The organism is Tistrella arctica (assembly GCF_039630945.1).
Lineage (GTDB): Bacteria > Pseudomonadota > Alphaproteobacteria > Tistrellales > Tistrellaceae > Tistrella > Tistrella bauzanensis.
This window is the reverse complement of record NZ_JBBKTV010000007.1, coordinates 373,488-396,786: the sequence shown is the minus strand read 5'-3', so window position 1 is coordinate 396,786 and position 23,299 is coordinate 373,488. Positions and strand designations below refer to the sequence as shown.

Genomic DNA, 23,299 nt, shown 5'->3' with positions numbered 1-23,299 from the left:
GCGGCTGATTTGACCAGACGCCGGTTTCGTGTAGGATGCGCCGCACCCGTGCCTGGACAGCGCGCCCGTTGGTCGCGCATACGGTGCGTCGACTGGATTTTTTTAAAAGGGTCCGCCAGGGCCGGCCGAGCCCCCGGTCCGTCTCTGGATCGGGCGTGTGAAAGAGCGAGGGGACCGCATGATCGTTCAATCGAACGTGATGGCCGGCAAGCGTGGTCTGATCGTCGGCGTCGCAAACGATCGCTCGATTGCCTGGGGCATCGCCAAGGCGGTGACGCAGAACGGCGCCGAAGTGGCGTTGACCTATCAGGGTGAGGCGCTGGAACGCCGCGTCCGGCCGCTGGCGCAGGAAGCCGGCGCCACGATCGTGGCGCCCTGCGACGTGACCGACGAAGCCAGCCTGAAGGCTCTCTTCGATGAAATCGGCGACAAATGGGGAAAGCTCGATTTCCTCGTCCACGCCGTGGCGTATTCCGACAAGACCCAGTTGCGCGGCAAGTTCGTCGACACCACGCTCGACAATTTCCTGCGCACCATGCAGATTTCGGCTTTCTCGCTGGTGCAGATGGCCCAGTATGCCCGCCCGCTGATGACGGGTGGCGGCAGCATCCTGACGCTGTCCTATATCGGCGCCGAAAAGGTCATCCCCCACTACAACGTGATGGGCGTGGCCAAGGCGGCGCTTGAGGCCAGCGTGCGTTACCTGGCGGCCGATCTCGGCACCGAGAACATCCGGGTCAACGCGATCTCCGCCAGCCCGATCAAGACGCTGGCGGCATCGGGTATCGGCGATCTGCGTTATATCATCCGCTGGAACGAGCTGAATTCGCCCCTGCGTCGCACCGTCACCATCGACGAGGTCGGCAATGCCTCGGTCATGCTGCTGTCCGATCTGGGCACGGGCGTGACCGGCGAGATCCTGCATGTCGACGCCGGCTATCATGTCATCGGCATGAAGGCGGAAGACGCGCCGGATATCGATCTGTCCGAGTGACGATTGCGGGCCGTAGCACCCACCTGATCAACGCCCATACAATGCAAGGACCGGCAGACGATGGCGGGTAACAGTTTCGGTGCGCTTTTCCGCTTCACCAGTTGGGGAGAAAGCCACGGACCCGCGATCGGCTGCGTCGTCGACGGTGTGCCGCCGCGTCTCGCGCTGACCGAGGCCGATATTCAGCCCTATCTGGACCAGCGCCGCCCCGGCCAGTCGCGCTATACCACCCAGCGCCGCGAGCCCGATCAGGTGGAGATCCTGTCGGGCACGTTCGAAGGCCAGACCACCGGCACGCCGGTCAGCCTGCTGATCCGCAATACCGACCAGCGGTCCAAGGATTACGGCGACATCAAGGACAAGTTCCGTCCGGGCCACGCCGATTTCACCTATCAGGCCAAATACGGCATCCGCGACTATCGCGGCGGCGGCCGGTCCAGCGCCCGCGAAACCGCGGTGCGGGTGGCGGCGGGCGCCGTGGCCCGCAAGGTGCTGGGCAGCGGTATCGCGATCCGCGGCGCGCTGGTCGAAATGGGCGGCATCGCCGTGGACCGCAGCGCCTGGGACTGGGCGGAATGCGGCCGCAATGACTTCTTCTGCCCCGATGCCGGCACCGCCGCACGATGGGCCGACTATCTCGATGGTCTGCGCAAGACCGGCGACAGTTGCGGCGCGATCATCGAGGTCGTGGCCGAAGGCGTGCCGGTGGGGCTCGGCGATCCGCTTTACGACAAACTGGATGCCGATCTGGCCAAGGCGATGATGAGCATCAACGCGGTCAAGGCGGTCGAGATCGGCGACGGCTTCGAAACCGCCCGGCTGACCGGTTCGCAGAACGCCGATGAAATGCGCATGGCCAGCGGGCGCCCGAGCTTTCTGGGCAACCGGGCCGGCGGCATTCTGGGCGGCATCGCCAATGGCGAGCCAGTTGTGGTGCGGTTCGCGGTGAAGCCGACCAGTTCGATCCTCACGCCCCGATTGAGCGTCACCCGCGATGGCGAGGACACCGAGGTGGTGACCAAGGGCCGCCACGACCCTTGCGTGGGCATCCGCGCGGTGCCGGTGGGCGAAGCCATGATGGCCGTTGTTCTGGCCGATCATCTGCTGCGCCATCGCGGCCAATGCGGCGGCTGAGCGGCAGACAGAACGCCACCGCCTGAAGACAGCGCGCCACGGCGCAGGCATACTCCCCGGATCCAATGAGAAACGAGGAGACGCCCCCATGTCAGCCGAAGCCCCCACGTCAACGGAAGAGCGGCCCCTGCATCTCGACACCGGTGTGATGGCGCTGCCCATTCCCGACGAGGCCGGGAATGACGACGATATCCAGGCCTATTACGCCAAATGTCGCGAAAAGCTGGGCATGGTGCCGAATGTCTTGCAGGCCTATACGCTCCGCCCTGAGAAGTTCCGCACCTTCAGCCGCTTCTATAACGAATTGATGCTGGGCGACAGCGGCCTCAGCAAGCTGGAACGCGAAATGGTCGCGGTCGTCGTCTCGTCCTATAACCGCTGCTATTACTGCCTGGTTGCCCATGGGCAGGCGGTGCGCGCGCTGTCTGGCGACCCGAAGCTGGGCGAGGCCCTGGTGATGAATTATCGCGTGGCTCCCCTGACCCTGCGCCAGCGCGCCATGCTGGATTTCGCCTGGAAGGTCACCGGTACGCCAAATCTGGTCGACGAGGCCGACCGCGCCCGGCTGCGGGAGGCCGGCTTCTCAACCGAAGACATCTTCGATCTGGCCAATGTGATCGGTTTCTACAACATGTCGAACCGGGTCGCGAGCGCGATCGAGATGATGCCGAATGACGAGTATCACGATATGAACCGCTGACATCGGTTTTCCTGCGCCACGAAACGCGGAAATCCGGCGTTTCGCATGGGAACGGAAATGGGGGCGCATTTGCGCCCCCAAATCATTTCCGGTTGCCAAAACCAGTGCCAGGACGCGATGATGATCCGCGCTACACAACTTTTAGTTAAGTAAAAGGGGGATATGCGGCGGTGCAGACAATCCGGATGTTCCACCTTGATGCCTTCGCCGACCGGCTGTTCGCCGGCAATCCGGCCGCCGTCTGCCTGCTCACCGCCTGGTTGCCGGTCCCCGTCATGCAGTCGATTGCCGCCGAAAACCGGTTGTCGGAAACCGCGTTCGTCGTGCGCGACACTCCGGTCGCAGGCGACCCTGCCGGTACCGGCCCCTATCTGTTGCGCTGGTTCACGCCCACCACCGAAATGCCGATGTGCGGCCATGCCACCCTGGCGGCCGCGCATGTCATCCTGACCCGCCTGGAACCGGGCGCCGATCAGGTGATCTTCAAGACCATGGGGGGAACATTGAAGGTGCGTCGCCAACCGGCGCCGGTCCACGGCGACGGCAAAGCCGGCAGCGGCGGCCAGTATCTGCGCCTGGACCTGCCGCACGAGACACTGACCCCGCGGCATACGGGCAGCGACGAGACGGCCCGGCTCTGCGCGGCCCTTGGCGGGCTGACGCCCGCACGCGTGCTGACCGGCACTCACGACTGGTACGTTCTGGCCAGCAGCGCCGATGCGGTCGCGACCTGCCGGCCCGATCCGGCGGCCCTGGCGGCGTTGCCGCCACGGGCCATTGCCATCGCCAGTCTGGCCCATGGCGCCGGGGTCGCCCAGGGCGCCGATTATGTCTGCCGGTTCTTCGCGCCACGGCTGGGGGTCGACGAGGATCCGGTCACCGGCATCGCCCATGCCGGCATTGCGCCGCTGATGGCCGATGCCCTTGGCCGCGCGCGGGTGGAAGGATTGCAGCTATCCGCCCGCCGGGGCCGCGTCTGGGCCGAACCAGGCGCCAGCCATGTCGCCCTGACCGGCCGGGTGATCGACTATTCCGAAGGCACCATCGCCTTGTCGCCGGCCGATATATCAGCGGCCGCCGGCCATCTGACAGCGGTCGCCTGACAGCGACGAGCGGCTGAACCGGGCGGATACCGTGCGCCCCGCCCGGGCAGGCCATCCATGTGTCACAGGGCGCGGGTGATCAGCAGCTTCATGATCTCGTTCGGCCCGCCATAGATCTTCTGGATCCGGGCGTCCATATACATGCGGCCGATCTCGCTTTCGGCCATATAGCCAAGCCCGCCCCACATCTGCAGGCAGGCATCGATGGTTTGAACCTGATGCTCACTGCACCACCACTTGGCCATCGAGGCTGTCACCGTGTCCAGGCGGTTCTCGGCCAGCTTGACGATGCAATCGTCCAGGAACACCCGCCCGATCCGGGCCTCTGTCGCCAGTTCGGCCAGACGGAATGAGATGGTCTGGAAATCGAACAGCGTCTTGCCGAAGGCGCGCCGGTCACGCACCCAGGCCGTGGTGATGTCGATCGCATGTTCCATGGCCGCAACCGCGCTCACCGCCAGCAGCAGGCGTTCGCGCGGCAGTTGCTCCATCATCTGATAGAAGCCCTGCCCTTCGACCCCGCCCAGCAGGTTGGCGACCGGCGCGCGGGCGCCGTCATAGAACAGCTCGGCGGTGTCCGAGGCATGCAGGCCGATCTTCTCAAGCGACCGGCCGCGCCGGAAGCCCTCGGAGGCGCCGGTTTCCACGCCGATCAACGAAATGCCCTTGGCGCCGGGCGTACCATCGACCCGAACCGCCGTCAGCACCAGATCGGCGGCGATGCCGTTGGTGATATAGGTCTTCTGGCCGTCGATGACATAATCGTCGCCATCACGCCGGCCGCGCGTGATCAGCGCCTGAAGGTCCGATCCGCCGCCGGGCTCGGTCATCGCGATGGCGCCGACCCATTCGCCGGAACACAGCTTGGGCAGCCAGCGGCGCTTCTGGTCTTCGGTGCCATAGTTCAACACATAATGGCCGACGATGCCGCTGTGGACGCTATAGCCGCTCGCCGCCTCCGGCACCCGCCGGCACATCTCGTCCAGCAGCAGGATTTCCTGATAGATATCGGCGCCGCTGCCACCGAATTCCTCGGGCACGGCCGGGCAGAGCGCGCCCATGCCGGCGATCGCCGTCCAGGCGGAGCGGTCGACCATGCGCTGGTCGCGCCAGCGGGCCGCATGGGGTTTCAACTCGGCGTCCAGAAACCGACGGAACTGGTCGCGCAGCCCCTCATATTCGGCTGTCATCCAGGGTGATTGCGTGTTCAGCATGATCTCGGCCTCCCTGCCGATCGTCCTGTCGGGCCATCAATCCACGGTTGATGGCCACCATGGCGAAACCGGCCCGCAAGCACCCTGCGGGCCGGCCTCGTCATTCCAGCCCGGTATCAGAGCAGCAGACCGCCGCCACAGACCAGAACCTGTCCGCTGACATAGTCGCTTTCAGGCGCGCAGAACATATACACCGCCCCCGCCGCCTCTTCCGGCTTGCCCGGACGCCCCAGCGGGATGATGTGGCCCATGGTCTCCAGCAACTGCGGCTGGATGCCCACCTTGATCGCGCGCCCCTCGACGTCGATCGTCGCCTGCTCCTTGTCGATCGCCTGGGTCAGCCGGGTGGCGATCAGGCCGAAAGCCACACAGTTCACGTTGACCTTGTAGCGACCCCATTCCTTGCACAAGGTACGGGTCATACCGACCAATGCCGCCTTGGCCGACGAATAGCTGACCTGTCCGGCATTGCCGTAAAGGCCGGCGATCGACGAAATGTTGACCACCTTGCGGAAGACCTCGCGGCCCTCCTGCGCCTCGCGCTTGGAAAAGATCCGGATCGGTTCCGAAGCGGCGCGCAGAATGCGGAACGGCGCCGTCAGATGAACGTCGATCATCGCCTGGAACTGGTCGTCGCCCATCTTCTGGATTGTCGAATCCCAGGTGTAGCCGGCGTTGTTGACGATGATGTCCAGGCCGCCGAAGCCCTCGACCGCCGTATTCACGAACCGCGTGCCAAAATCTTCCGCCGTCACGCTGCCGGCACAGACCAGTGCCTCACCGCCCATGTCGCGGATCTCGGCCGCGACCGATTCCGCCGGGGCCTCGTCCAGGTCGTTGATCACCACCCGGGCGCCCTCGCTCGCAAGCTTCAATGCGATCGACCGGCCGATGCCGCGTCCAGATCCTGATACCAGCGCGACCTTGCCGTCGAGCTTACCCATCGTTGCGTCTCTCCCGATCACGTTTTCTTGGAATCCGTGTCCCGCGATCGGCTGCCATGCCGGTCAGCCGAACCCTGGTCATCCGACGGAAATCACCGCCTCGCCCTGGACCTTCACCTGACCGTTCTGGTCACGCACGATCACCTCAAGGCGCCGGTCGCCGTCGCCGCCGTCAACCGCGCCCACATCCTTTGCCTCAACCGTCAGCCGGTCGTGAACCTGGGTGATGGCGGCGAAGCGCACGGCACAGGATTTCAGCCGTGCCAGCGGCACCGCCTGCGTCACCACCCGGCCGGCCAGGCCCATCACCAACATCCCGTGGGCGAAGACGTCGGGAAAACCGGCCTTCTTCGCGAAGTCGATGTCGATATGGATCGGGTTATGGTCGCCGGATGCGCCGCCATACAGCGCCAACTGGGTGCGGGTGATCGGCGGCAGCTCCACCGTCACATGAATGGCATCAGCGGTCATGCCGCACCTCCCGGGATCGGGTTCCGGATCACCGTCACCTGCCGGATATCCGCCATATGGGCACCATCCGACACCCGCTCGACCCTGATCTCCTCGACCAGAAATTCAAGGGCGCCGCCCTTGCGGTCGAAGATGTCGGCGATGCGGGCCGTGAAGCGGATCTCGTCGCCGGCCACCACCGGCTGGTGATAGGTGAAGCCCTGTTCGCCATGCAGCACCGTGCCCAGATCGATGCCCAGATCGTCGAGCAGGGCATAAGGGTCGGGCGCATCCAGCATCCGCAGGCAGAACAGATAGGTCGGCGGGATCGGACAATCGCGATAGCCGGCGGCCCGCGCCGCCGCCGCGTCATGGTGGATCGGATTGGTCTCGCCAATCGCATTCAGGAAAAACCGCAGACGGCCGCGTTCAACCGTCGCGGTGACGGGCGGGAGAACCCGCCCGATCGCCGCTCTGTCGAGCATGGGAAAAACCTCTTCGCTCGATAATGTCAGGCGCGCTCGTAGAGCGAGATCACGCAGGCGCCGCCAAGGCCCAGATTGTGCTGAAGTGCCAGCTTCACGCCCTCGACCTGACGGGGGCCGGCCTGGCCGCGCAGTTGCCAGACCAGTTCCGCGCATTGCGCAAGACCGGTGGCGCCCAGCGGATGGCCCTTCGAGATCAGCCCGCCCGAGGGGTTGGTGACGACACGCCCGCCATAGGTGTTGTCGCCATCCATGATGAACTTCTCGGCCGTGCCCTCAGGCGTCAGGCGCAGCGCCTCATACGAGATCAGCTCGTTGGCGGTGAAGCAGTCATGCATCTCGACCACGCCGACATCCATCGGGTCGACGCCGGCCGCCTCATACACCGCATCGGCGGCGGCGCGGGCCATGTCGAAGCCCACCGCCTTCATCATGCTCTTCTCGTCGAAGCTGGACGTGTAATCGGTGGTCATCGCCTGGGCGCGCATGCGGATGGCATCGGTCAGGCCATGCTTGCGGGCGAAGGCTTCCGAGACCACCAGTGCCGCGGCGGCGCCGCAGGTCGGCGGGCAGCACTGCAGGCGGGTCAGCGGGCCGTACATATGCTTCGAGGCAAGCACTTCCTCGACCGTGGTCGGCGTGCGGAAGATCGCCCGTTCATTGTGCTCGGCATGGCGGCGGGCCTTGACCGCGATCATCGCGAAGGCCTCGTTGCTGGCGCCGTATTTCTCCTGATATTCCTTGCCGGCGCCACCGAACAGGCGGATCGCCATCGGCGCGTCCGCTGTCGGGTCGACCTCGGTCGCGACCTCGATGAACTTCTCAAGCGGGCTCGGCCGGTCCTGATAGACGTCGGCGAGCGCGCCCGGCACCATCTGCTCGAAGCCCAGCGCCAGCACGCAGTCGGCCATGCCCGATGCCACCGCCTGGCGGGCCAGAAACAGCGCCGACGAACCGGTCGAGCAGTTGTTGTTGACGTTGACCACCGGAATCCCGGTCATGCCCACTTCATACAGCGCCGCCTGACCGCAGGTGCTGTCGCCATAGACATACCCGACATAAGCCTGCTGAACCTCGGCATAATCGATGCCGGCATCCGCGAGCGCGAGCCGCGCCGCCTCGGCACCCATGTCACGATACGGTGCGCTGGTGCCCGGCTTCTTGAACGGGATCATGCCGACGCCCGCGATTCTCACGCTCTCGACCATCTCTGGTTTCCTTCACGCCTTCAGGGGGAGGAGATAACCCGCAGACGGACGCACCGCCGCGGCTGGACTTATTCTTTACCCGTGGGTAAGATATCGAATATCAAGTCGAGCCGTCAATCTCTGCCTTGGGGATAGCGCTCGTTCCGATCTGGGCCGAGCCGTGCAATGATCGGGCGCCAAGGGGTGCTGTTCATGCGCGCCGGCCCACAGGAACCACAGAGAGATCACGACACGTGCAGATCGAGATTCCGACGTCGCCCTGGAAGCCCGCCGCCGAACGCCAGCGCGACCGCGACGCCAAGCGCGACGCCGTGCTGCGGACGGCGGCACGGCTGTTCGTCGAAAACGGCTTCCATCGGACCAAGATGGCGGATGTGGCGGAGCACCTGCACATCACCAAGCCTGCGCTCTATCACTATTTCCGCAACAAGGAAGACATCCTCTATGCCTGCTACATGCTGGGCAGCGAGATGATCGAGAGCCTGCTGGCCGAGGTGGAACTGAACAACAGCACCGGGCTCGACCGGGCGGTGGCGTTCCTGAAGGCCTATACGCTGAACATGACCACCGATTTCGGCATGTGTCTGGTGACGGTCGACGATCGCGATCTGGCCACCGACAGCCGGCGCAAGGTGCGGACCTGGAAACGGTCGATCGACAGCCGCCTGCGCAGTTGCATCGCCGAGGGGATCAGCGACGGCTCGGTGCGGCCGGTCGATCCGCGGATCGCCGCCTTTTTGCTGGCGGGCTCGGTCAACTGGGTCGGGCAATGGTTCAGGGAAAGCGGGCCGTCTTCGGCCGAGGATATTGCCGATGCCATGGCAGACATGGCCCGGCAGGCACTGACGGCGCGGGGTTGAGGCGGCGATCGCCTCCGTCCCGTCAGCCGTCCGTACATCACCCCGATCCGCCCGCCCAAGAGGCCAGGACGGGGATCTTCAGGAAACGCCAACGGACTGGGAGGACAGATGGGACTGACGTCGGGCTTGAGAAGAGCGGTCGTGGTCGCGCGCGACCGGACATCGACGATCTGCGCCGACAGGCGGCGTAGCTGGGGGGAAACCGCTGAACGCGTCGCCCGCATGGCCGGCGCCTTCCGCGCGCTGGGGATCGAGGATGGCGACCGCATCGCCGTGCTGACCCTGAATTCGGACGTCTACCTTGAGGCTTATGTCGCGGCACCCTGGGCCGGTGCCGTGATCGTGCCGCTGAACATCCGGTGGAGCCGGCAGGAGAATGCCGACGCGGTCGAGGATTGCGGCGCCAGCCTGCTGATCGTCGACGACGCCTTCGCCGAGATGGGCCGGTCGATCGCCGCCGCCTCGGGCGCACAGCTAGCGTTGATCTATGCCGGCAGCGGCGCGGCGCCTGAAGACATGCCCGCTATGGAAGACCTGATCCGCAACCACGAGCCGGTCGCCGACGCCGACCGTGGCGGCGATGATCTGTTCGGCATCTTCTATACCGGCGGCACCACCGGCCGGTCCAAGGGCGTGATGCTGTCGCACGACAACATCATCGCCAACAGCCTGCATGCCCTGGCCGAGGGCCTGTTCCCGAACGACACGGTGTATCTGCACGCGGCGCCGATGTTCCATCTGGCCGATGGTGCCGCGACCTTCTCGCTGCTGCTGAAGGGGGAAACCCATGTGGTGGTGCCATCCTTCACGCCCGAAGGGGTGATGAAGGTGATCCAGGACCATCGGGTCACCTCGGTGCTGCTGGTGCCGACCATGATCCAGATGCTGGTCGATCATCCGGCGATCGGCAATTACGACCTGTCATCGCTGAAACGGATCATCTATGGCGCGGCCCCGATCACCGAAGCCGTGCTGGACCGGGCCTCGGCAAAGCTGCCGGGCGTCGAGTTCATGCAGGCCTACGGCATGACCGAACTGTCGCCGATCGCGACCCTGCTGCATCCGCAGGATCATATCGGCGACGCCCGCGCCAAGGGCCGTCACCGGTCGGCCGGGCGGCCGGTGATCGGCTGCGAGGTGCGCATCGTCGACGCCGATGGCCGCCCGGTGCCCGAAGGCACGGTCGGTGAAGTCGCGGTGCGTGGCGCCAATGTGATGCAGGGCTATTGGAACCGGCCGGAGGAAACCGAGAAGGCCATCGTCGATGGCTGGATGCACACCGGCGACGGTGCCCGGATGGATGCCGACGGCTATGTCTATATCGTCGACCGCATGAAGGACATGATCATCTCGGGCGGCGAGAACGTCTATTCGGTCGAGGTCGAGAACATCGTCGCCCGCCATCCGGCTGTCGCGCAATGCGCCGTGATCGGCATCCCTGACGCCCATTGGGGGGAGCTGGTCCACGCGGTCGTCGTGCCCCACGCCGATGCCCGGCCGACCGCGCAGGAGATCATCGACTTCTGTAAACAGTATATCGCCGGCTACAAATGCCCGCGCAGCGTGGAGATCCGCGACGAGCCGCTGCCGATGTCGGGCGCCGGCAAGATCATGAAGCGCGATCTGCGCCAGCCCTATTGGAACAAGACCGATCGTCGGGTGAACTGACGGTCGGCGCCACCTGATTGCCGGAGGCGGTTGCACCGTCTCCGGCAATCAGTCCTCCGGCCGGGATGCATCCACGGCCGCCGACGGGGTGCCGCCATCGGCAAATCGTGCCGCGATCAGGAATTCGACATTGCCCTCAGGGCCCTTGATCGGGCTGGGTGTCACACCCAGCACGGTCACCCCGGGCTGTGCCGCGAACCAGTCGCTGATGGTGTCCACCACCTCGGCATGCAGTTCGGGTTCACGGACCACCCCGCCCTTGCCGACCCGGCCCCGTCCGACCTCGAATTGCGGCTTGATCAGGGCGACGGCAAGCCCCCCCGGCTTCAGACGCGACAGGGCCGCCGGCAGCACGGTGCGCAGGCCGATGAAACTGGCGTCACAGACCACCCAGTCGACCCGTTCAGGGATCTGCGCCTCGGTCAGATGGCGGGCATTCTGCTTTTCCAGCACCACGACGCGCGGATCCTGACGCAGCTTCCACGCCAACTGGCCATGCCCGACATCGACCGCATAGACCTTGGCTGCATCATGCGCCAGCAGCACATCGGTGAAGCCGCCGGTGGATGCGCCGACATCGATCGCGACGGCGCCGGCGGGGCTCAGGCCGAAATGGTCGATCGCGCCGGCGAGCTTCAGTCCGCCCCGCGACACCCAGGGGTGGTCGCTGCCCCGCACGGTCAGGGCGGCATCCGCCTTGACCCGCGTGCCCGGCTTGGTTTCCTTGCGGTCGCCGACATAGACCAGCCCGGCCATCACCAGCGCCTGAGCGCGGCTGCGGGTCTCCACCAGCCCCCGGTCGACCAGGGCCTGATCGAGACGTGATGCATCGCCAGCCATAGGAAACGTCCCTGTCCGTCGGTCAGGCGCGGCTGTTGCTCAACACCACGTCGACATCGTTATGGCCCAGGGCCTCAAGTGCCTTGGCGACGATGGCGCCGACCCCGATGCCGGCAACCTCCACCTGATCGCGCGGGCTCATCTGGTCGAGGAACAGGTCGGGCAGCATCATCGGGCGCAGCTTCAGGCCGCGTTCGATCAGGGCGCCGTCGCACAGCAACTGCGTCACCTGGGTGGCGAAGCCGCCGATCGCATTCTCCTCGATCGTGATCAGCACCTCGTGTTCCGCCGCCAGCCTGCGGACCAGATCGGCATCGATCGGCTTGGCGAAGCGGGCATCGGCCACGGTGGTCGAATAGCCGCGGGCGGTCAGTTCCTCACCCGCCTTCAGCGCATCCGCGACCCGGCTGCCCAGCGCCAGGATCGCCACCTTGGTGCCTTCCCGCAGCACGCGGCCACGACCGATTTCAAGCGGGACGCCGCGTGGCGGCAGGGCAATGCCGGTGCCCTCGCCGCGCGGATAGCGCACGGCGCTCGGCCGGTCGTCGATCATGGCCGCGGTTGCCACCATATGCATCAATTCGGCCTCGTCGGCCGGCGCCATCACCACGAAACCGGGCAGGCAGCACAGATAGGTCAGATCGAATGAGCCCATATGGGTGGCGCCGTCGGCGCCGACCAGCCCGGCGCGGTCGATCGCGAACCTGACCGGCAGACGCTGGATCGCCACGTCATGCACCACCTGATCATAGGCGCGCTGCAGGAAGGTGGAATAGATGGTGGCGAACGGCTTCATGCCCTCGGCGGCAAGGCCGGCCGCGAAGGTGACGGCGTGCTGTTCGGCGATGCCGACGTCGAACACCTTGTCAGGGAACCGCCGGCTGAACCGGTCGAGTCCGGTGCCGGTCGGCATCGCCGCCGTCACCGCCAGGATGCGGTCGTCATGCTCCGCCTCGGCGATCAGCGCGTCGGCGAACACATTGGTATAGCTGGGCGCGCCGGCGGCGGGCTTGACCTGGGCGCCGGTGACGACATCGAACTTCGCTACGCCATGATACTTGTCCGCCGCCTTCTCGGCCGGCGGATAGCCCTTGCCCTTCTGGGTGACGATATGGATCAGCACCGGGCCGTCCTGCTGGGCGTCGCGGACATTCAGCAACACCGGCAACAGATGGTCCAGGTTGTGGCCATCGATCGGGCCGACGTAATAGAAGCCCAGTTCTTCGAACAGCGTGCCGCCGGTCACCAGACCGCGGGCGAATTCCTCGGCGCGTTTCGCGGCTTTTTCCAGGGGCTTGGGGAAGGCCCGGGCCATGTGCTTGGCGATGTCGCGCAACGACCGATAGGACCGCGACGAGATCAGCCGCGACAGATAGGCGCTCATCGCGCCGGTCGGTGGGGCGATCGACATGTCGTTGTCGTTCAGGATCACGATCAGCCGGTCGGGCATGGCGCCGGCGTTGTTCATCGCCTCATAAGCCATGCCGGCGCTCATCGCGCCGTCGCCGATCACCGCGATCACCCGCCGGTCGGCCTCGCCCTTCAGTCGACTGGCCACCGCCATGCCCAGCCCCGCCGAAATCGAGGTCGAGCTGTGGGCGGCTCCGAACGGGTCGTAGTCGCTTTCATCCCGCTTGGTGAAGCCCGACAGGCCGTCTCGCTGGCGCAGGGTGCGGATCCGCTCGCGCCGGCCGGTCAGGATCTTGTGGGGATAGCACTGGTGGCCAACATCCCAGATCAGCCGGTCACGGGGTGTGTCGAACACATGATGGATCGCGACACTCAACTCGACGACGCCAAGCCCCGCGCCCAGATGGCCGCCGGTCACGGAGACCGCCGAGATGGTTTCCGCGCGCAGTTCATCGGCAAGCTGGCGAAGCTGGTCGCGGGTCAGACCGCGCAGATCCGCCGGCACCTGCACGGTGTCCAGCAGCGGGGTGGACGGGCGATCGGACACTGGCAGCCTCTCCTCGCTCACGGCGAAAGTCTTCAGGATGACGGCCCCGTTTCATAGGGGTCTTGGTCTCTGTACGCAACACCCCTGCCTGCGGTTTCAGGCCGAAATGCACATTCGATCCGAAAGATATGGCGCGGGCGTCACGGCAATGTAACCGTCAAACCCGCCCACCGGTCGGAAATCCGGCCAATATAGCCTTGCCCGCTAAGCTTGCACAGCATCAAGCGGCGCTGCCACCGTCTGGTCCCCATACCACCAGACGTGGCTGAATTCTGCGACTCAGACGCATTCGATGGCAGATGTGAGCAATGACAGAGACGGGCCGGGCGATGCGGCGCCGGCGATTGCCGTCACCGGTCGCGGGTCACCACATGGATCGCCAGACGGCGCAGATCATCCGCGCGATCATCGAACGCACCAAGTGCCGCAATCGCCATATCCATCAGCCGCGCGGCCTCGGCCCGGGCGCCGTCGACGCCCATCAGCGCCACGAAGGTGGCCTTGCCGCGCGCGGCATCCTTGCCGACCGCCTTGCCGGCCGCCGTCGCATCGCCGGTGGCGTCGATCAGGTCATCGGCAATCTGATAGGCAAGACCCAGGGCCCGGGCATAATCGCGCAGCGCCGTGCGGGCCTCCATGCCGGCACCGCCCAGAATGGCACCGGCCCGGCAACTGAATTCGATCAAAGCGCCGGTCTTCAGCCGCTGCATCCGGCCGATGGCGCCAAGCTCGGTCATGCCGCCCGCGGCCTCGGCCTCGATATCGAGCATCTGGCCGCCGACCATACCGCCGGCACCGCCGGCTTCCGCCAGCGCCAGCACCAGATCGGCCCGCACATCGCCATCGGGATGGGTGGCGGGTTCGGCCAGCACCTGGAAGGCCAGCGTCAGCAGCGCATCGCCGACCAGAATGGCGGTCGCCTCGTCATACTGCTTGTGGGTGGTCGGCCGGCCGCGACGCAGGTCATCGTCATCCATGGCCGGCAGGTCGTCATGGACCAGAGAATAGGTGTGCAGGAACTCCACCGCGGCCCCGGCGCGGAACGACCGGTCCGCGGGCACGTCGAACAACTGCCCTGAGGCTGCGATCAGAAACGGCCGCAGCCGCTTGCCACCGGCGAACACCGCATAGCGCAGCGCCTCGGTCAGTCGTGGCGAGGCGCCGCCCCCTTGGGGGGGCAGCAAGCGGTCCATGGCCGTCTCGACACCGGCCGACACCGTCTCCAGGCGGGCGGCGAGCGCCGCGCGCGCGCGCGCATCGAAAATCGGCAGCAGACCCGCCTGATCGTCGCCCGGAAGCGGTCCGCTGCCATTCATGGCGCCTGGCCCGTCATCAACCGGCGTCGTCACGGCAGGTCGACCGGATCGAGCCCGGTCGGGCGGCCGTCGCCACCCAGCACGATGCGTTCCACCTTGGCCTTGGCCTCAGCCAGCTTGCGCTCGCAATGACGCCTGAGCAGGGCCCCGCGCTCGTAATCCTCGATCGCCTCTTCCAGACGGGCTTCGCCGCTTTCGAGCTTGCGCACGATCTGCTCCAGTTCCTTGAGCGCATCCTCGAAACTGAGGCCGGCGATCTCGGGCGGCAGGGTCTCGTCGGCAGCCATGATGTCGGCATCTCCATAGGCGTGAAGGAGTGATGGGCGTGACGGAATGAGGCCGGGAGTGTAAGCCGGCCCACATCGCCGCGGCAAGGCCGGCTTCCCGGCCGCTGCCTGCCGCTATGGCGCCGTCATCAGGACATGGACATGCGACGCCGCGGCATCGGCCAGCGCCCGCAGGTCATAGCCGCCTTCCAATGTGGAGATGATCCGGCCGCCGGAATGGCGACGGGCGACCTCGATCAGCTCCTTGGTCATCCAGGCGAAATCCTCGGTGCCCAGGTCCATGCCGCCCACCGGATCGCGGTGATGCGCGTCGAACCCGGCCGAGACCAGCAGCAGATCGGGCATGAATTCGTCCAGCGCGGGGATCAACCGCTCGACAAAGGCGCGCCGCACCATGATGCCGCCCGATCCGGCGCCGAAGGGAATGTTCAGGATGTTGCCGGCGACCCCGCGCTCCGACATCTTGCCGGTGCCGGGATAGAACGGCGCCTGATGGATCGAGCCATAGAACAGGTCAGGGTCGTTCTGGAACATCGCCTGGGTGCCGTTGCCGTGATGGACATCGAAATCCACCACCGCGATCCTGTTCACCTTATGGGCGGCACGGGCATGCAGCGCGCCCACCGCCACGTTGTTGAACAGGCAGAACCCCATCGGCCGGCCCGGTTCGGCATGATGGCCGGGTGGGCGGATCGCGCAGAACGCCCGGTCGAAGCGCCCGGTCATCACCGCGTCGACCGCGGCCACCACCGCCCCGGCCGCCCGCAGCGCCGCCTCGCCCGATCCGGGCGACACCACAGTATCGGCATCCAGATGCACCGCCTCCGCACCCTGGGCCGGGATCGCCGCCAGCACGGCGCGGACATAGGCCGGGTCATGGGCCAGAGACAGCGTCTCTTCTGTCGCGGCTGGCGCGTCCTCGCGCACCAGACGGCTGAATTCCGGCGCCTCCAGCGCCTTCAGAACGGCGCGCAGGCGCGCAGGCGATTCCGGGTGCCACGATCCTGTCTCGTGATCGAGACAGGCCGGGTGGGTCAGCAACAGCACCGACATCAGGTTCAGCGTTTCCTCAAAGGCAATCCGGCCCGGCGTTGGCCGCCAGCCGGTCGTTGGCCTGCGGCGTCGCCCGATCCTGCGGGTCATCCTGGTTCTGGCCCTACTCTCCCGCGCGGGCCTGCGGCGCGCAAGCATCGTCTGCGCAGCCTTGACGGCACCGGTGGATAGGCAGGCCGGCACGGCTTTGGTATACCATATGCGACCAGCCTGCCACTTCAATCATCGCGTTTGCAAGGACCATCCCCCCCGTGTCCGCCGATCGACATCAGCCACAGCCGCCGTCCATGATGACAACCGGTGGCACCGACCGGCACAACGCCGCGCGTCTGTGTCTGACCCTGCTGATCGGTGCCGCCGGTGGCGGGCTGTTCGCCTGGTGGCATCTGCCGCTGGCCTGGATGCTGGGTGCCATGAGCCTGACCGCGCTCACCGGCATTCTGGGGGCGCCGCTGATCGCCAACCGGCGGCTGCGGAACTGGACCGTGGTCGCGCTCGGCATGGTGCTGGGCGGCAGCTTCAGCCCGGACGTCTTCGCCCATGCCGCCGGCTGGCCGCTGGGGCTGGCGGCATTGGCCGCCTATATCCTGCTGCTGTTCTCGATGGGCTACTGGCTGATGATCGCCTTCGGCCGCGTCGACCGGGCGACCGCCTTCTTCGCCGCCATGCCCGGTGGCATCAACGAGATGACCCGCGTGGCCGAAGACCACCACGCGGACATCGCGACCGTGGCGCTGACCCATGCGGTGCGGATCTATGCGGTGGTGTTCACCGTGCCGCTATACCTCGCCTATGTCGAAGGCTACGGCGTCGCCGCCACGATCACCCCGCGGCACGCGACACAGGACGGGCTGATCGCCATCTGGGCCGGCGGCGGCATGGCGGGCATGATCGCGAGCTATGTCATGCTGGTGGCCGGCGGCATCCTGGGCTATCGGCTGGCCAGCCGCGCCGGCATTCCAGGCGCCACCTTCATCGGTTCGCTGCTGGTCTCGGGCGCCCTGCATCTGTCGGGGTTGGTGACCCTGCAACTGCCGGCCGCGGCGATCGCCCTTGCCCAGTTGCTGGCCGGCGCCATGATGGGCGCCCGCTTTGCCGGGCTGTCGATGCGCAAACTGGCCCGGATCGTCATTCTGGCGGTCATTTCGGCGCTGATGATGCTGGTGACGGCAATTCTGTTCACGCCGGTATTCACCGCGGTGACCGGTGCGCCCAGGCTGGCGATGCTGCTCAGCCTGGTGCCAGGCGGGTTCACCGAAATGGGGTTGATCGCGCTGTCGTTGGGCCTGGATGCCGCCGTGGTCGCGGTGTTCCATGTGATGCGCGTCATCTATGTCATCATGTTCGCCCCGGTGTTTTTCAAGCAGCGCCGCGCCCGGTCGTGACAACCACGGGCCTGGCCTTGCCCCTGCATGGCGCTGCGTTCTTTGCCATGCAACCGGAAGCCGGATGACATGTGCCCTGATCGTCGATATTGATAGGCGGTTACACACGCGTCATATCGCTTGATATATGATGGTCGTCCGCGCCGACATGCGGCCTGCCTGTGCGCCCTGATACACATCAGTCAACAGCCGCCGGATCTCTGGCCCGATGACCGTCAGCCCACCCGATATCCCCGCCATGGCCCGGCCATCCGCCATACGGCCGGTGGCGCCGGTTCCCGGCGACGACGTCGATGGCGCCCGCCTGATCGCCCGGGCGCGCGCCGCCATTCGTCGGCATCTCGGGGCAACGGCGGTGTTCAGCGCCGGGGTGAACCTGCTGTATCTGACCCCGTCGCTATACATGCTGCAGGTCTATGACCGGGTGCTGTCCAGCGGTAGCGGCGAAACCCTGATGTTCGTGACCGTCATAGCGCTGGTGGCCCTGCTGACCATGGCATCGCTCGACCGGGTGCGCGGCATTCTGATGAGCCGCGCGGGCCTGCGCGTCGACCGGGTGCTGGCGGGGCCGTTACTCGCGCGGCTGATCCGCCAGTCCGCCCTGCCCGGCCAGCCGCCGGCGGCACAGCCCTTGCGCGATCTTGAAACCCTGCGGATGTTCCTGTCGGGGCCGGCGCCGGGGGCGATGTTCGATCTGCCCTGGATGCCGGTCTATGTGGCGATCATGTGGATCATCCATCCCTGGTTGGGCATGCTGGCCCTGGGTGGATCGGTGCTGTTGCTGACGCTGGCGATCGCCGGCGAATACAGCATGCGCAAAGCCGCCGCCGCCGCCGGGCAGGCGCAGTTGCGCGCCCATGCGGCCGGTGATGCCCTGATCCGCGAGGCCGAGCCGATCGAGGCGATGGGCCTGGCGCCGGCGCTTATCGGCCGCTGGCACGACGCTCGGATGGAAGGTCTGGCCGGACATGCCCGGTCGGCCGAACGCGGCGCCTTCTGGTCGGCCGCGACCAAGGGCGTGCGGCTGTCGTTGCAGATCCTGGTGCTGGCAATCGGCGCCTGGCTCGCCATCGAACGCGAGGTCACACCCGGGGCGATGTTCGCAGGCTCGATCCTCATCGGGCGGGCACTGGCGCCGATCGAACAGATCGTCGGCATGTGGCGGCAGATGACCTCGGCGCGTGAGGCCTATGGCCGGGTGAAGACCGCCCTTGCCGCCACCCCGCCGCCGCGGCCCGGGCAGACCGAATTGCCTCGCCCGAAGGGCGCCATCACCCTGGACCGCGTGGTGTTCCGCATGGCCGGCGCCGAACGGCCGGCGATCGGTGGGGTCGACCTGGATGTGCGCGCCGGTGAAACCATCGGCATACTGGGGCCATCGGCGGCAGGCAAATCGACCCTGCTCAGGCTGATGATCGGCTTGTGGGTGCCGCTGTCGGGATCGGTGCGGCTGGATGGAGCCGACGCGGCGCGCTGGCCGCGGGAACGGCTGGGGCCGGCGATCGGTTATCTGCCGCAGGATGTCGTGCTGCTGGCGGGTTCCGTGCGCGACAACATCGCCCGCTTCGGCGATGCCGACGATGCCCTGGTCATCCAGGCGGCCGAACGCGCCGGTGCCCACGACATGATCCTGGCCCTGCCGCAGGGCTATGATACCCGGGTCGGCGATGGCGGCATCGGCCTGTCGGGCGGCCAGCGTCAGCGGATCGGCTTTGCCCGCGCGCTCTATGGCGACCCCGCGATCATCGCGCTCGACGAACCGAATTCCAGCCTGGACAATGATGGCGAGCAGGCGCTGGTCATCGCGCTGAAGCATCTGCGGACCGAAGGCCGCACCGTGTTGATCGTGGCGCACCGCACCGGCATTCTGGGCCTGTCGGACCGGTTGCTGGTGCTGCGCGAAGGCCGGGTTCACATGTATGGACCGACGGCCGAGGTGGTGAAGGCGTTGAGCACGCCCCGCGCCGAGGGCGGGCGCCCGCCGGCGCCGACCCATCCCAATGCCCCCCATCCCAATGCGCCGCAGCCACAGGGGCGGCCGACGCCGCGTGGCAATGGCGGTACCGACAACAATCGCAGGGACGGGGGCCATGATCCCGGCGATCGGCGCGGAGGCGACGCATGAGCATGCAATCGGCACCGGCAGGCGCCGCCGCCCGCCCCACCGGCGCGCCGGGACGGGTCGATGACGGCGCCGGACGGCCGATGCGCACCGGCATCATCGTGGGCGTGCTGTTCTTTGGCGTGCTGGGAGGCTGGGCGGCGATGGCGCCGCTGAACAGCGCCGCCATCGCCCCCGGCGTGGTGATCGTGGAAGGCAACCGCCAGGCGGTGCAGCACCGCGATGGCGGCATCGTCGCCGAACTGCCGGTGCGCGAAGGCGACCGGGTCTCCGCCGGGCAGATGCTGTTACGTCTGGACAGCACCGAATTGCGTGCCCAGGAAAGCGTGCTGTCGAAGCAGACCGATGCCCTGACCATCCTGGAGGCACGGCTGGTGGCGGAGCGCGACGGGCTGGAGGCGATCATGTTTCCGCCCGACATCGTGGCCCGGCTGGGCCAGGACGGCGAGATCGACCAGTTGGTGCATGGCCAGGAACGGGTGTTCGCGACCCGCACCCGTTCGCGCGGCAATCAGGTGGATATCCTGAGCCAGCGCATCGTTCAGCTCGAAGCCCAGATTTCCGGCTTCACGGCCCAGGCCGACGCCAATCGCCGCCAGCTTGCGCTGATCCGCGACGAGTTGAAGGGCACCCGGTCGCTGTACGAAAAGGGACTGACGCCGAGAACCCGGCTGCTGGCCCTGGAACGTGCCGCGGCATCCCTGGATGGCGAGCGGGGCGAGAACGAGGCCAATGCCGCGCGTGCGGCCCAGGCCATCGGCGAGGCCCGGCTTCAGATCGACCAGATCGAGCGCGAGCGTCAGACCGAGGTGGCGGAGCAACTGCGCCAGACCCAGGAACAGTTGTTCGACCTGACCCCGCGCCTGGAAGCGGTGCGCGCCCAGTTGGGCCGCACCGATGTGAAGGCTCCGGCATCGGGCGCGGTCGTGGGGCTGACCGCCTTCACCGTCGGTGGCGTGATCCGCGCGGGCGAGACCATCATGGAGATCGTGCCCAGCGACGCGCCACTGATCGTTCGTGCCCAGTTGCGTCCCGATCAGGTCGATGACGTGCGCCATGGCATGAAGGCCGAGGTGCGGCTGACAGCCTATCCCTATCGGACCACGCCGGTGCTGGATGGCAGCGTGTCGCAAGTATCCGCCGACCGGCTGACGGACGAACGCACAGGTGCCGGCTATTACGATCTGCGCGTCGAGGTGCCACCGTCAGAACTGGCCCGTCTGCCCGATGCGACGCTGACCGCCGGCATGCCGGCGGAAGTGATGGTGCCGTTGCGGGAACGCACCGCCCTCGATTACCTGATCGAACCGCTGCTGCACAGCATCGAGGGCGCCGCGCGCGAGGAGTGATAAACCTGACCGGCGCTGGCTGATCAGAGCCGCAGAACCGCCGCGACAATCGCCGCCAGTAGCGAAACGGCCGTCGCCGGGGCCAGCAGCCATGCCAGACCGCGGCCACCGGCGGTGAGCGCCAGGCCATATTTGACCGCCGTATTGACCACGGCGGCAGCCATGATCGCCGCCGCCGCAAGGTCGATGCGGCTGGCATCGCCGATGCTGCGTTCGGCCATCGACACGGTGATCGCATCGACGTCGGCCAGCCCCGACAATGCCCCCACGGCCACCAGCGCCGTCGGCGCCAGATACCGTTCCGCCAGGGCCGAGACCAGCATGATTGCCGCCATCAGAACCGCGAAGCGGATGGCGGGGCCCAGGCTGAACGGGTTGTCGACCGATGTCCGCACCCCTGCCGCCGGCGCCGCCGGCGCCGGCGCCTGATCAGCGGGCGGGGCGCCGTCGCCTTCAGCCGGCACCACCGGCGCCACGGACGGCACCTGCCGCAGCACCAGCAGCCACAGCGCGCCGGCCAGGGACGGGGCGATCAGGGCCGCAAGAACCGGCCACAGCAGCAGCAGGATCGTGGAATTCACGGCCGCGAGCAGCACCGCGACCCGCAATGCCATCACGGTCCATCCGGCCAGGATGCCGCCGGCCGCCGCGCGACGGGTGGCGATATCACCGGTGCGGGCGTGACGGGCCAGCGACAGTGTCACCGCCGTCGACGACACCAGCGCGCCGGCCAGCGCGGTCATCAGGGTTCCCGTGCGGGCGCCATAACGCCGGACCGCGACATAGCCGACCAGGCTGAGCGCGGTGATCAGGATGACAAGCAGCCACAACCGATAGGGATTGATCGCGTCCCAAGGGTCCAGGGCGCGGTCGGGGAGCAATGGCAGCACGATGAAGCTGGCGATCAGCAGCTTCATCATGCCGTGGATGTCGTCCCGACCAAAGCCGGCCACCATCCGCTTCAGCGGCGCCTTGAACGCCAGCGCCGCCGCACAGGCAACCGCCAGCGGCACCGCCATGTCGCGATGGCCAAGCACCGCCAGTGCCGCCAGGGCCGTGGTGGCGATAGCGGCGAGTTCGGTGGTGGCGCCCAGCTTGCGCGGATCATGGACCGCCGCCTCGACATGCGAGGCCACGACCACGGCGGCCACGCCGATCAGCACCGCGACCAGCGGCCAGGGGCTGTCCAGCGCCGTGGTGACGAGCGCACCGGCGGCACCGGCCAGCGCCGCGATGATGAAGCTGCGCAGTCCCATGGCGCCGCGCAGATGCTGATCGGCCTTGTGCTTCTCGCGCTCGAAGCCGATCAGCGCGCCGATGGCGAGCGCGCTTGCCAGATCCAGATAGGGCGTCGGCATGGCGATATCAGGCATCAATCACCCTCCCCGCGAACCCGGCGCGGGCTCAGGACGGATCGCCGAAGAACGCCCGGATCAGCGGCGGCACCACCGGCTCGCTGACGTCGACGCCATCCCCCAGGCCACGGATGATCGCTTCGAAGGCAGCGATGCGGGCGGTGTCCTTATCATTGGCATTGATCCGCTGCCAGGGCGCGCGGTCGAGCGAGGTGCGCTCGACCATCTCGCCATAGGCCTCCTCGTAATCGCGCCAGCGCGCGCGGTTACGCAGATCGTCTTCTGTCAGCTTCCAGCGCTTCTCGGGATTGTCGTACCGGGCCTGAAGCCGGTCCAGTTGCACCTCCGGCGTGATGTCGAGCAGCAACTTGACGATATGGATGCCTTCGTCCAGCAGGGTCGTCTCGAAGGCACGGATCTCGTCATAGGCGCGCCGCCATTCGGTTTCGCTGGCAAAGCCCTCGATCCGTTCCACCAGCACCCGGCCGTACCAGGACCGGTCGAAGATCGCCATCCGGCCGTTTTCCGGCACCCGGGTCCAGAAGCGCTGCATCCAGTGCTGGCGCTTTTCCGCCTGATTGGGGGCGCCGATCGAATGCACCCGCAGATGGCGCGGATCAAGGCACCAGCCGACCCGCCGGATCAGCCCGCCCTTGCCGGCGGCATCCCAGCCCTCCAGCACCACGATGCCGCGATGGCCATGGATGACATAGGCATGCTGAAGCATGACAAGCTGATCCTGCAGGCGCTTCAGCGCCCGGTCGGTGTCCTCGCCGGGCAGAAGTTCGGCCACGGCCTCTGGTGCCTCGGCCCGCCATTCGGCGGCCTTGGCCTTGCGCTCCGCCTTGGCCTGCTTGCGATCCTTCTTGCCCATG

At 66.9% G+C, this 23,299-nt stretch carries 21 protein-coding genes; 9 read left to right on the top strand and 12 right to left on the bottom strand.

The window, feature by feature from the left end; translation table 11 throughout:
* The first annotated feature begins 178 nt into the window (after positions 1-178).
* The 4 genes from fabI to WG924_RS18010 all read left to right on the top strand — a co-directional run bounded on the left by fabI (position 179) and on the right by WG924_RS18010 (position 3,931).
* Entirely contained in the window at positions 179-994 is an 816-nt protein-coding gene (fabI, locus tag WG924_RS18025) for an enoyl-ACP reductase FabI (RefSeq protein WP_345934484.1), read from the top strand.
* A gap of 60 nt (positions 995-1,054) precedes the next feature.
* A complete protein-coding gene (gene aroC / locus WG924_RS18020) occupies positions 1,055-2,128 on the top strand; it encodes a chorismate synthase (protein WP_345934483.1) in 1,074 nt (357 codons plus the stop codon).
* Between the two features lie 148 nt (positions 2,129-2,276).
* The gene (locus WG924_RS18015) at positions 2,277-2,828 is read left to right on the top strand and encodes a peroxidase-related enzyme (protein ID WP_372045138.1); all 552 of its coding nucleotides are present in this window, start codon (positions 2,277-2,279) and stop codon (positions 2,826-2,828) included.
* A 185-nt stretch (positions 2,829-3,013) separates the two neighbouring features.
* The gene (locus WG924_RS18010) at positions 3,014-3,931 is read left to right on the top strand and encodes a PhzF family phenazine biosynthesis protein (RefSeq protein WP_345934481.1); all 918 of its coding nucleotides are present in this window, start codon (positions 3,014-3,016) and stop codon (positions 3,929-3,931) included.
* A gap of 62 nt (positions 3,932-3,993) precedes the next feature.
* On the opposite strand, the gene WG924_RS18005 is transcribed toward WG924_RS18010, so the two are convergent.
* The 5 genes from WG924_RS18005 to WG924_RS17985 all read right to left on the bottom strand — a co-directional run bounded on the left by WG924_RS18005 (position 3,994) and on the right by WG924_RS17985 (position 8,232).
* Positions 3,994-5,142, bottom strand: a complete 1,149-nt coding sequence (locus tag WG924_RS18005) for an acyl-CoA dehydrogenase family protein (protein ID WP_345934555.1) — start codon at positions 5,140-5,142, stop codon at positions 3,994-3,996.
* Positions 5,143-5,261: 119 nt separating this feature from the next.
* On the bottom strand, positions 5,262-6,089 hold the full coding sequence (locus tag WG924_RS18000; protein ID WP_345934480.1) for an SDR family NAD(P)-dependent oxidoreductase: 828 nt from the start codon (positions 6,087-6,089) through the stop codon (positions 5,262-5,264).
* Between the two features lie 78 nt (positions 6,090-6,167).
* Complete coding sequence (locus WG924_RS17995; protein ID WP_345934479.1) at positions 6,168-6,560, bottom strand: MaoC/PaaZ C-terminal domain-containing protein; 393 nt, start codon at positions 6,558-6,560, stop codon at positions 6,168-6,170.
* A complete protein-coding gene (locus tag WG924_RS17990) occupies positions 6,557-7,024 on the bottom strand; it encodes a MaoC family dehydratase N-terminal domain-containing protein (protein ID WP_345934478.1) in 468 nt (155 codons plus the stop codon). Before WG924_RS17990 ends, WG924_RS17995 begins: the two co-directional genes overlap by 4 nt.
* A gap of 26 nt (positions 7,025-7,050) precedes the next feature.
* Positions 7,051-8,232 carry a lipid-transfer protein gene (locus WG924_RS17985; protein ID WP_345934477.1) on the bottom strand — a complete coding sequence of 394 codons (1,182 nt, stop codon included), beginning with the start codon at positions 8,230-8,232 and terminating at the stop codon, positions 7,051-7,053.
* A gap of 233 nt (positions 8,233-8,465) precedes the next feature.
* Between WG924_RS17985 and WG924_RS17980 the strand changes: the two genes are divergently transcribed.
* Positions 8,466-9,092 carry a TetR/AcrR family transcriptional regulator gene (locus tag WG924_RS17980; RefSeq protein WP_345934476.1) on the top strand — a complete coding sequence of 209 codons (627 nt, stop codon included), beginning with the start codon at positions 8,466-8,468 and terminating at the stop codon, positions 9,090-9,092.
* Between the two features lie 108 nt (positions 9,093-9,200).
* Entirely contained in the window at positions 9,201-10,760 is a 1,560-nt protein-coding gene (locus WG924_RS17975; protein WP_345934475.1) for an acyl-CoA synthetase, read from the top strand.
* Positions 10,761-10,808: 48 nt separating this feature from the next.
* On the opposite strand, the gene WG924_RS17970 is transcribed toward WG924_RS17975, so the two are convergent.
* The 5 genes from WG924_RS17970 to WG924_RS17950 form a co-directional block, all read right to left on the bottom strand.
* Positions 10,809-11,600 (bottom strand): TlyA family RNA methyltransferase, encoded by a 792-nt coding sequence (locus WG924_RS17970; protein ID WP_345934474.1) that lies wholly within the window; start codon positions 11,598-11,600, stop codon positions 10,809-10,811.
* 22 nt (positions 11,601-11,622) lie between these two features.
* Complete coding sequence (gene dxs / locus WG924_RS17965) at positions 11,623-13,557, bottom strand: 1-deoxy-D-xylulose-5-phosphate synthase (RefSeq protein WP_345934473.1); 1,935 nt, start codon at positions 13,555-13,557, stop codon at positions 11,623-11,625.
* Between the two features lie 350 nt (positions 13,558-13,907).
* A complete protein-coding gene (locus WG924_RS17960) occupies positions 13,908-14,873 on the bottom strand; it encodes a polyprenyl synthetase family protein (RefSeq protein ID WP_345934472.1) in 966 nt (321 codons plus the stop codon).
* A gap of 29 nt (positions 14,874-14,902) precedes the next feature.
* Complete coding sequence (locus WG924_RS17955; RefSeq protein WP_345934471.1) at positions 14,903-15,160, bottom strand: exodeoxyribonuclease VII small subunit; 258 nt, start codon at positions 15,158-15,160, stop codon at positions 14,903-14,905.
* Between the two features lie 114 nt (positions 15,161-15,274).
* Positions 15,275-16,213 carry a histone deacetylase family protein gene (locus WG924_RS17950; protein ID WP_345934470.1) on the bottom strand — a complete coding sequence of 313 codons (939 nt, stop codon included), beginning with the start codon at positions 16,211-16,213 and terminating at the stop codon, positions 15,275-15,277.
* Positions 16,214-16,500: 287 nt separating this feature from the next.
* Between WG924_RS17950 and WG924_RS17945 the strand changes: the two genes are divergently transcribed.
* The 3 genes from WG924_RS17945 to WG924_RS17935 all read left to right on the top strand — a co-directional run bounded on the left by WG924_RS17945 (position 16,501) and on the right by WG924_RS17935 (position 21,069).
* Positions 16,501-17,598: an AbrB family transcriptional regulator gene (locus WG924_RS17945; protein ID WP_345934469.1), complete on the top strand. Its 1,098-nt coding sequence runs from the start codon at positions 16,501-16,503 to the stop codon at positions 17,596-17,598.
* A gap of 208 nt (positions 17,599-17,806) precedes the next feature.
* Entirely contained in the window at positions 17,807-19,723 is a 1,917-nt protein-coding gene (locus WG924_RS17940) for a type I secretion system permease/ATPase (protein ID WP_345934468.1), read from the top strand.
* Positions 19,720-21,069 (top strand): HlyD family type I secretion periplasmic adaptor subunit, encoded by a 1,350-nt coding sequence (locus WG924_RS17935; RefSeq protein WP_345934467.1) that lies wholly within the window; start codon positions 19,720-19,722, stop codon positions 21,067-21,069. The genes WG924_RS17940 and WG924_RS17935 overlap by 4 nt, the downstream gene beginning before the upstream one ends.
* Positions 21,070-21,092: 23 nt before the next feature.
* Here WG924_RS17935 and WG924_RS17930 read toward each other — a convergent pair whose 3' ends face one another.
* Complete coding sequence (locus tag WG924_RS17930) at positions 21,093-22,442, bottom strand: MgtC/SapB family protein (protein ID WP_345934466.1); 1,350 nt, start codon at positions 22,440-22,442, stop codon at positions 21,093-21,095.
* Positions 22,443-22,473: 31 nt separating this feature from the next.
* Positions 22,474-23,298: a polyphosphate kinase 2 family protein gene (locus WG924_RS17925; protein ID WP_345934465.1), complete on the bottom strand. Its 825-nt coding sequence runs from the start codon at positions 23,296-23,298 to the stop codon at positions 22,474-22,476.
* Position 23,299: the final 1 nt, after the last annotated feature.

Bases quoted from the DNA above. Each gene is read 5' to 3' on its own strand.
- aroC (WP_345934483.1), top strand. From the start codon at position 1,055: ATGGCGGGTAACAGTTTCGGTGCGCTTTTCCGCTTCACCAGTTGGGGA.
- WG924_RS18010 (WP_345934481.1), top strand. From the start codon at position 3,014: ATGTTCCACCTTGATGCCTTCGCCGACCGGCTGTTCGCCGGCAATCCG.
- WG924_RS17995 (WP_345934479.1), bottom strand. From the start codon at position 6,560: ATGACCGCTGATGCCATTCATGTGACGGTGGAGCTGCCGCCGATCACC.
- WG924_RS18015 (WP_372045138.1), top strand. From the start codon at position 2,277: ATGGCGCTGCCCATTCCCGACGAGGCCGGGAATGACGACGATATCCAG.
- WG924_RS17955 (WP_345934471.1), bottom strand. From the start codon at position 15,160: ATGGCTGCCGACGAGACCCTGCCGCCCGAGATCGCCGGCCTCAGTTTC.
- WG924_RS17975 (WP_345934475.1), top strand. From the start codon at position 9,201: ATGGGACTGACGTCGGGCTTGAGAAGAGCGGTCGTGGTCGCGCGCGAC.
- WG924_RS17950 (WP_345934470.1), bottom strand. From the start codon at position 16,213: ATGTCGGTGCTGTTGCTGACCCACCCGGCCTGTCTCGATCACGAGACA.
- WG924_RS17935 (WP_345934467.1), top strand. From the start codon at position 19,720: ATGAGCATGCAATCGGCACCGGCAGGCGCCGCCGCCCGCCCCACCGGC.
- WG924_RS17985 (WP_345934477.1), bottom strand. From the start codon at position 8,232: ATGGTCGAGAGCGTGAGAATCGCGGGCGTCGGCATGATCCCGTTCAAG.
- WG924_RS17990 (WP_345934478.1), bottom strand. From the start codon at position 7,024: ATGCTCGACAGAGCGGCGATCGGGCGGGTTCTCCCGCCCGTCACCGCG.
- WG924_RS17930 (WP_345934466.1), bottom strand. From the start codon at position 22,442: ATGCCTGATATCGCCATGCCGACGCCCTATCTGGATCTGGCAAGCGCG.
- WG924_RS17945 (WP_345934469.1), top strand. From the start codon at position 16,501: ATGATGACAACCGGTGGCACCGACCGGCACAACGCCGCGCGTCTGTGT.
- WG924_RS17940 (WP_345934468.1), top strand. From the start codon at position 17,807: ATGACCGTCAGCCCACCCGATATCCCCGCCATGGCCCGGCCATCCGCC.
- WG924_RS17970 (WP_345934474.1), bottom strand. From the start codon at position 11,600: ATGGCTGGCGATGCATCACGTCTCGATCAGGCCCTGGTCGACCGGGGG.
- WG924_RS18000 (WP_345934480.1), bottom strand. From the start codon at position 6,089: ATGGGTAAGCTCGACGGCAAGGTCGCGCTGGTATCAGGATCTGGACGC.
- WG924_RS17960 (WP_345934472.1), bottom strand. From the start codon at position 14,873: ATGAATGGCAGCGGACCGCTTCCGGGCGACGATCAGGCGGGTCTGCTG.
- fabI (WP_345934484.1), top strand. From the start codon at position 179: ATGATCGTTCAATCGAACGTGATGGCCGGCAAGCGTGGTCTGATCGTC.
- WG924_RS17925 (WP_345934465.1), bottom strand. From the start codon at position 23,298: ATGGGCAAGAAGGATCGCAAGCAGGCCAAGGCGGAGCGCAAGGCCAAG.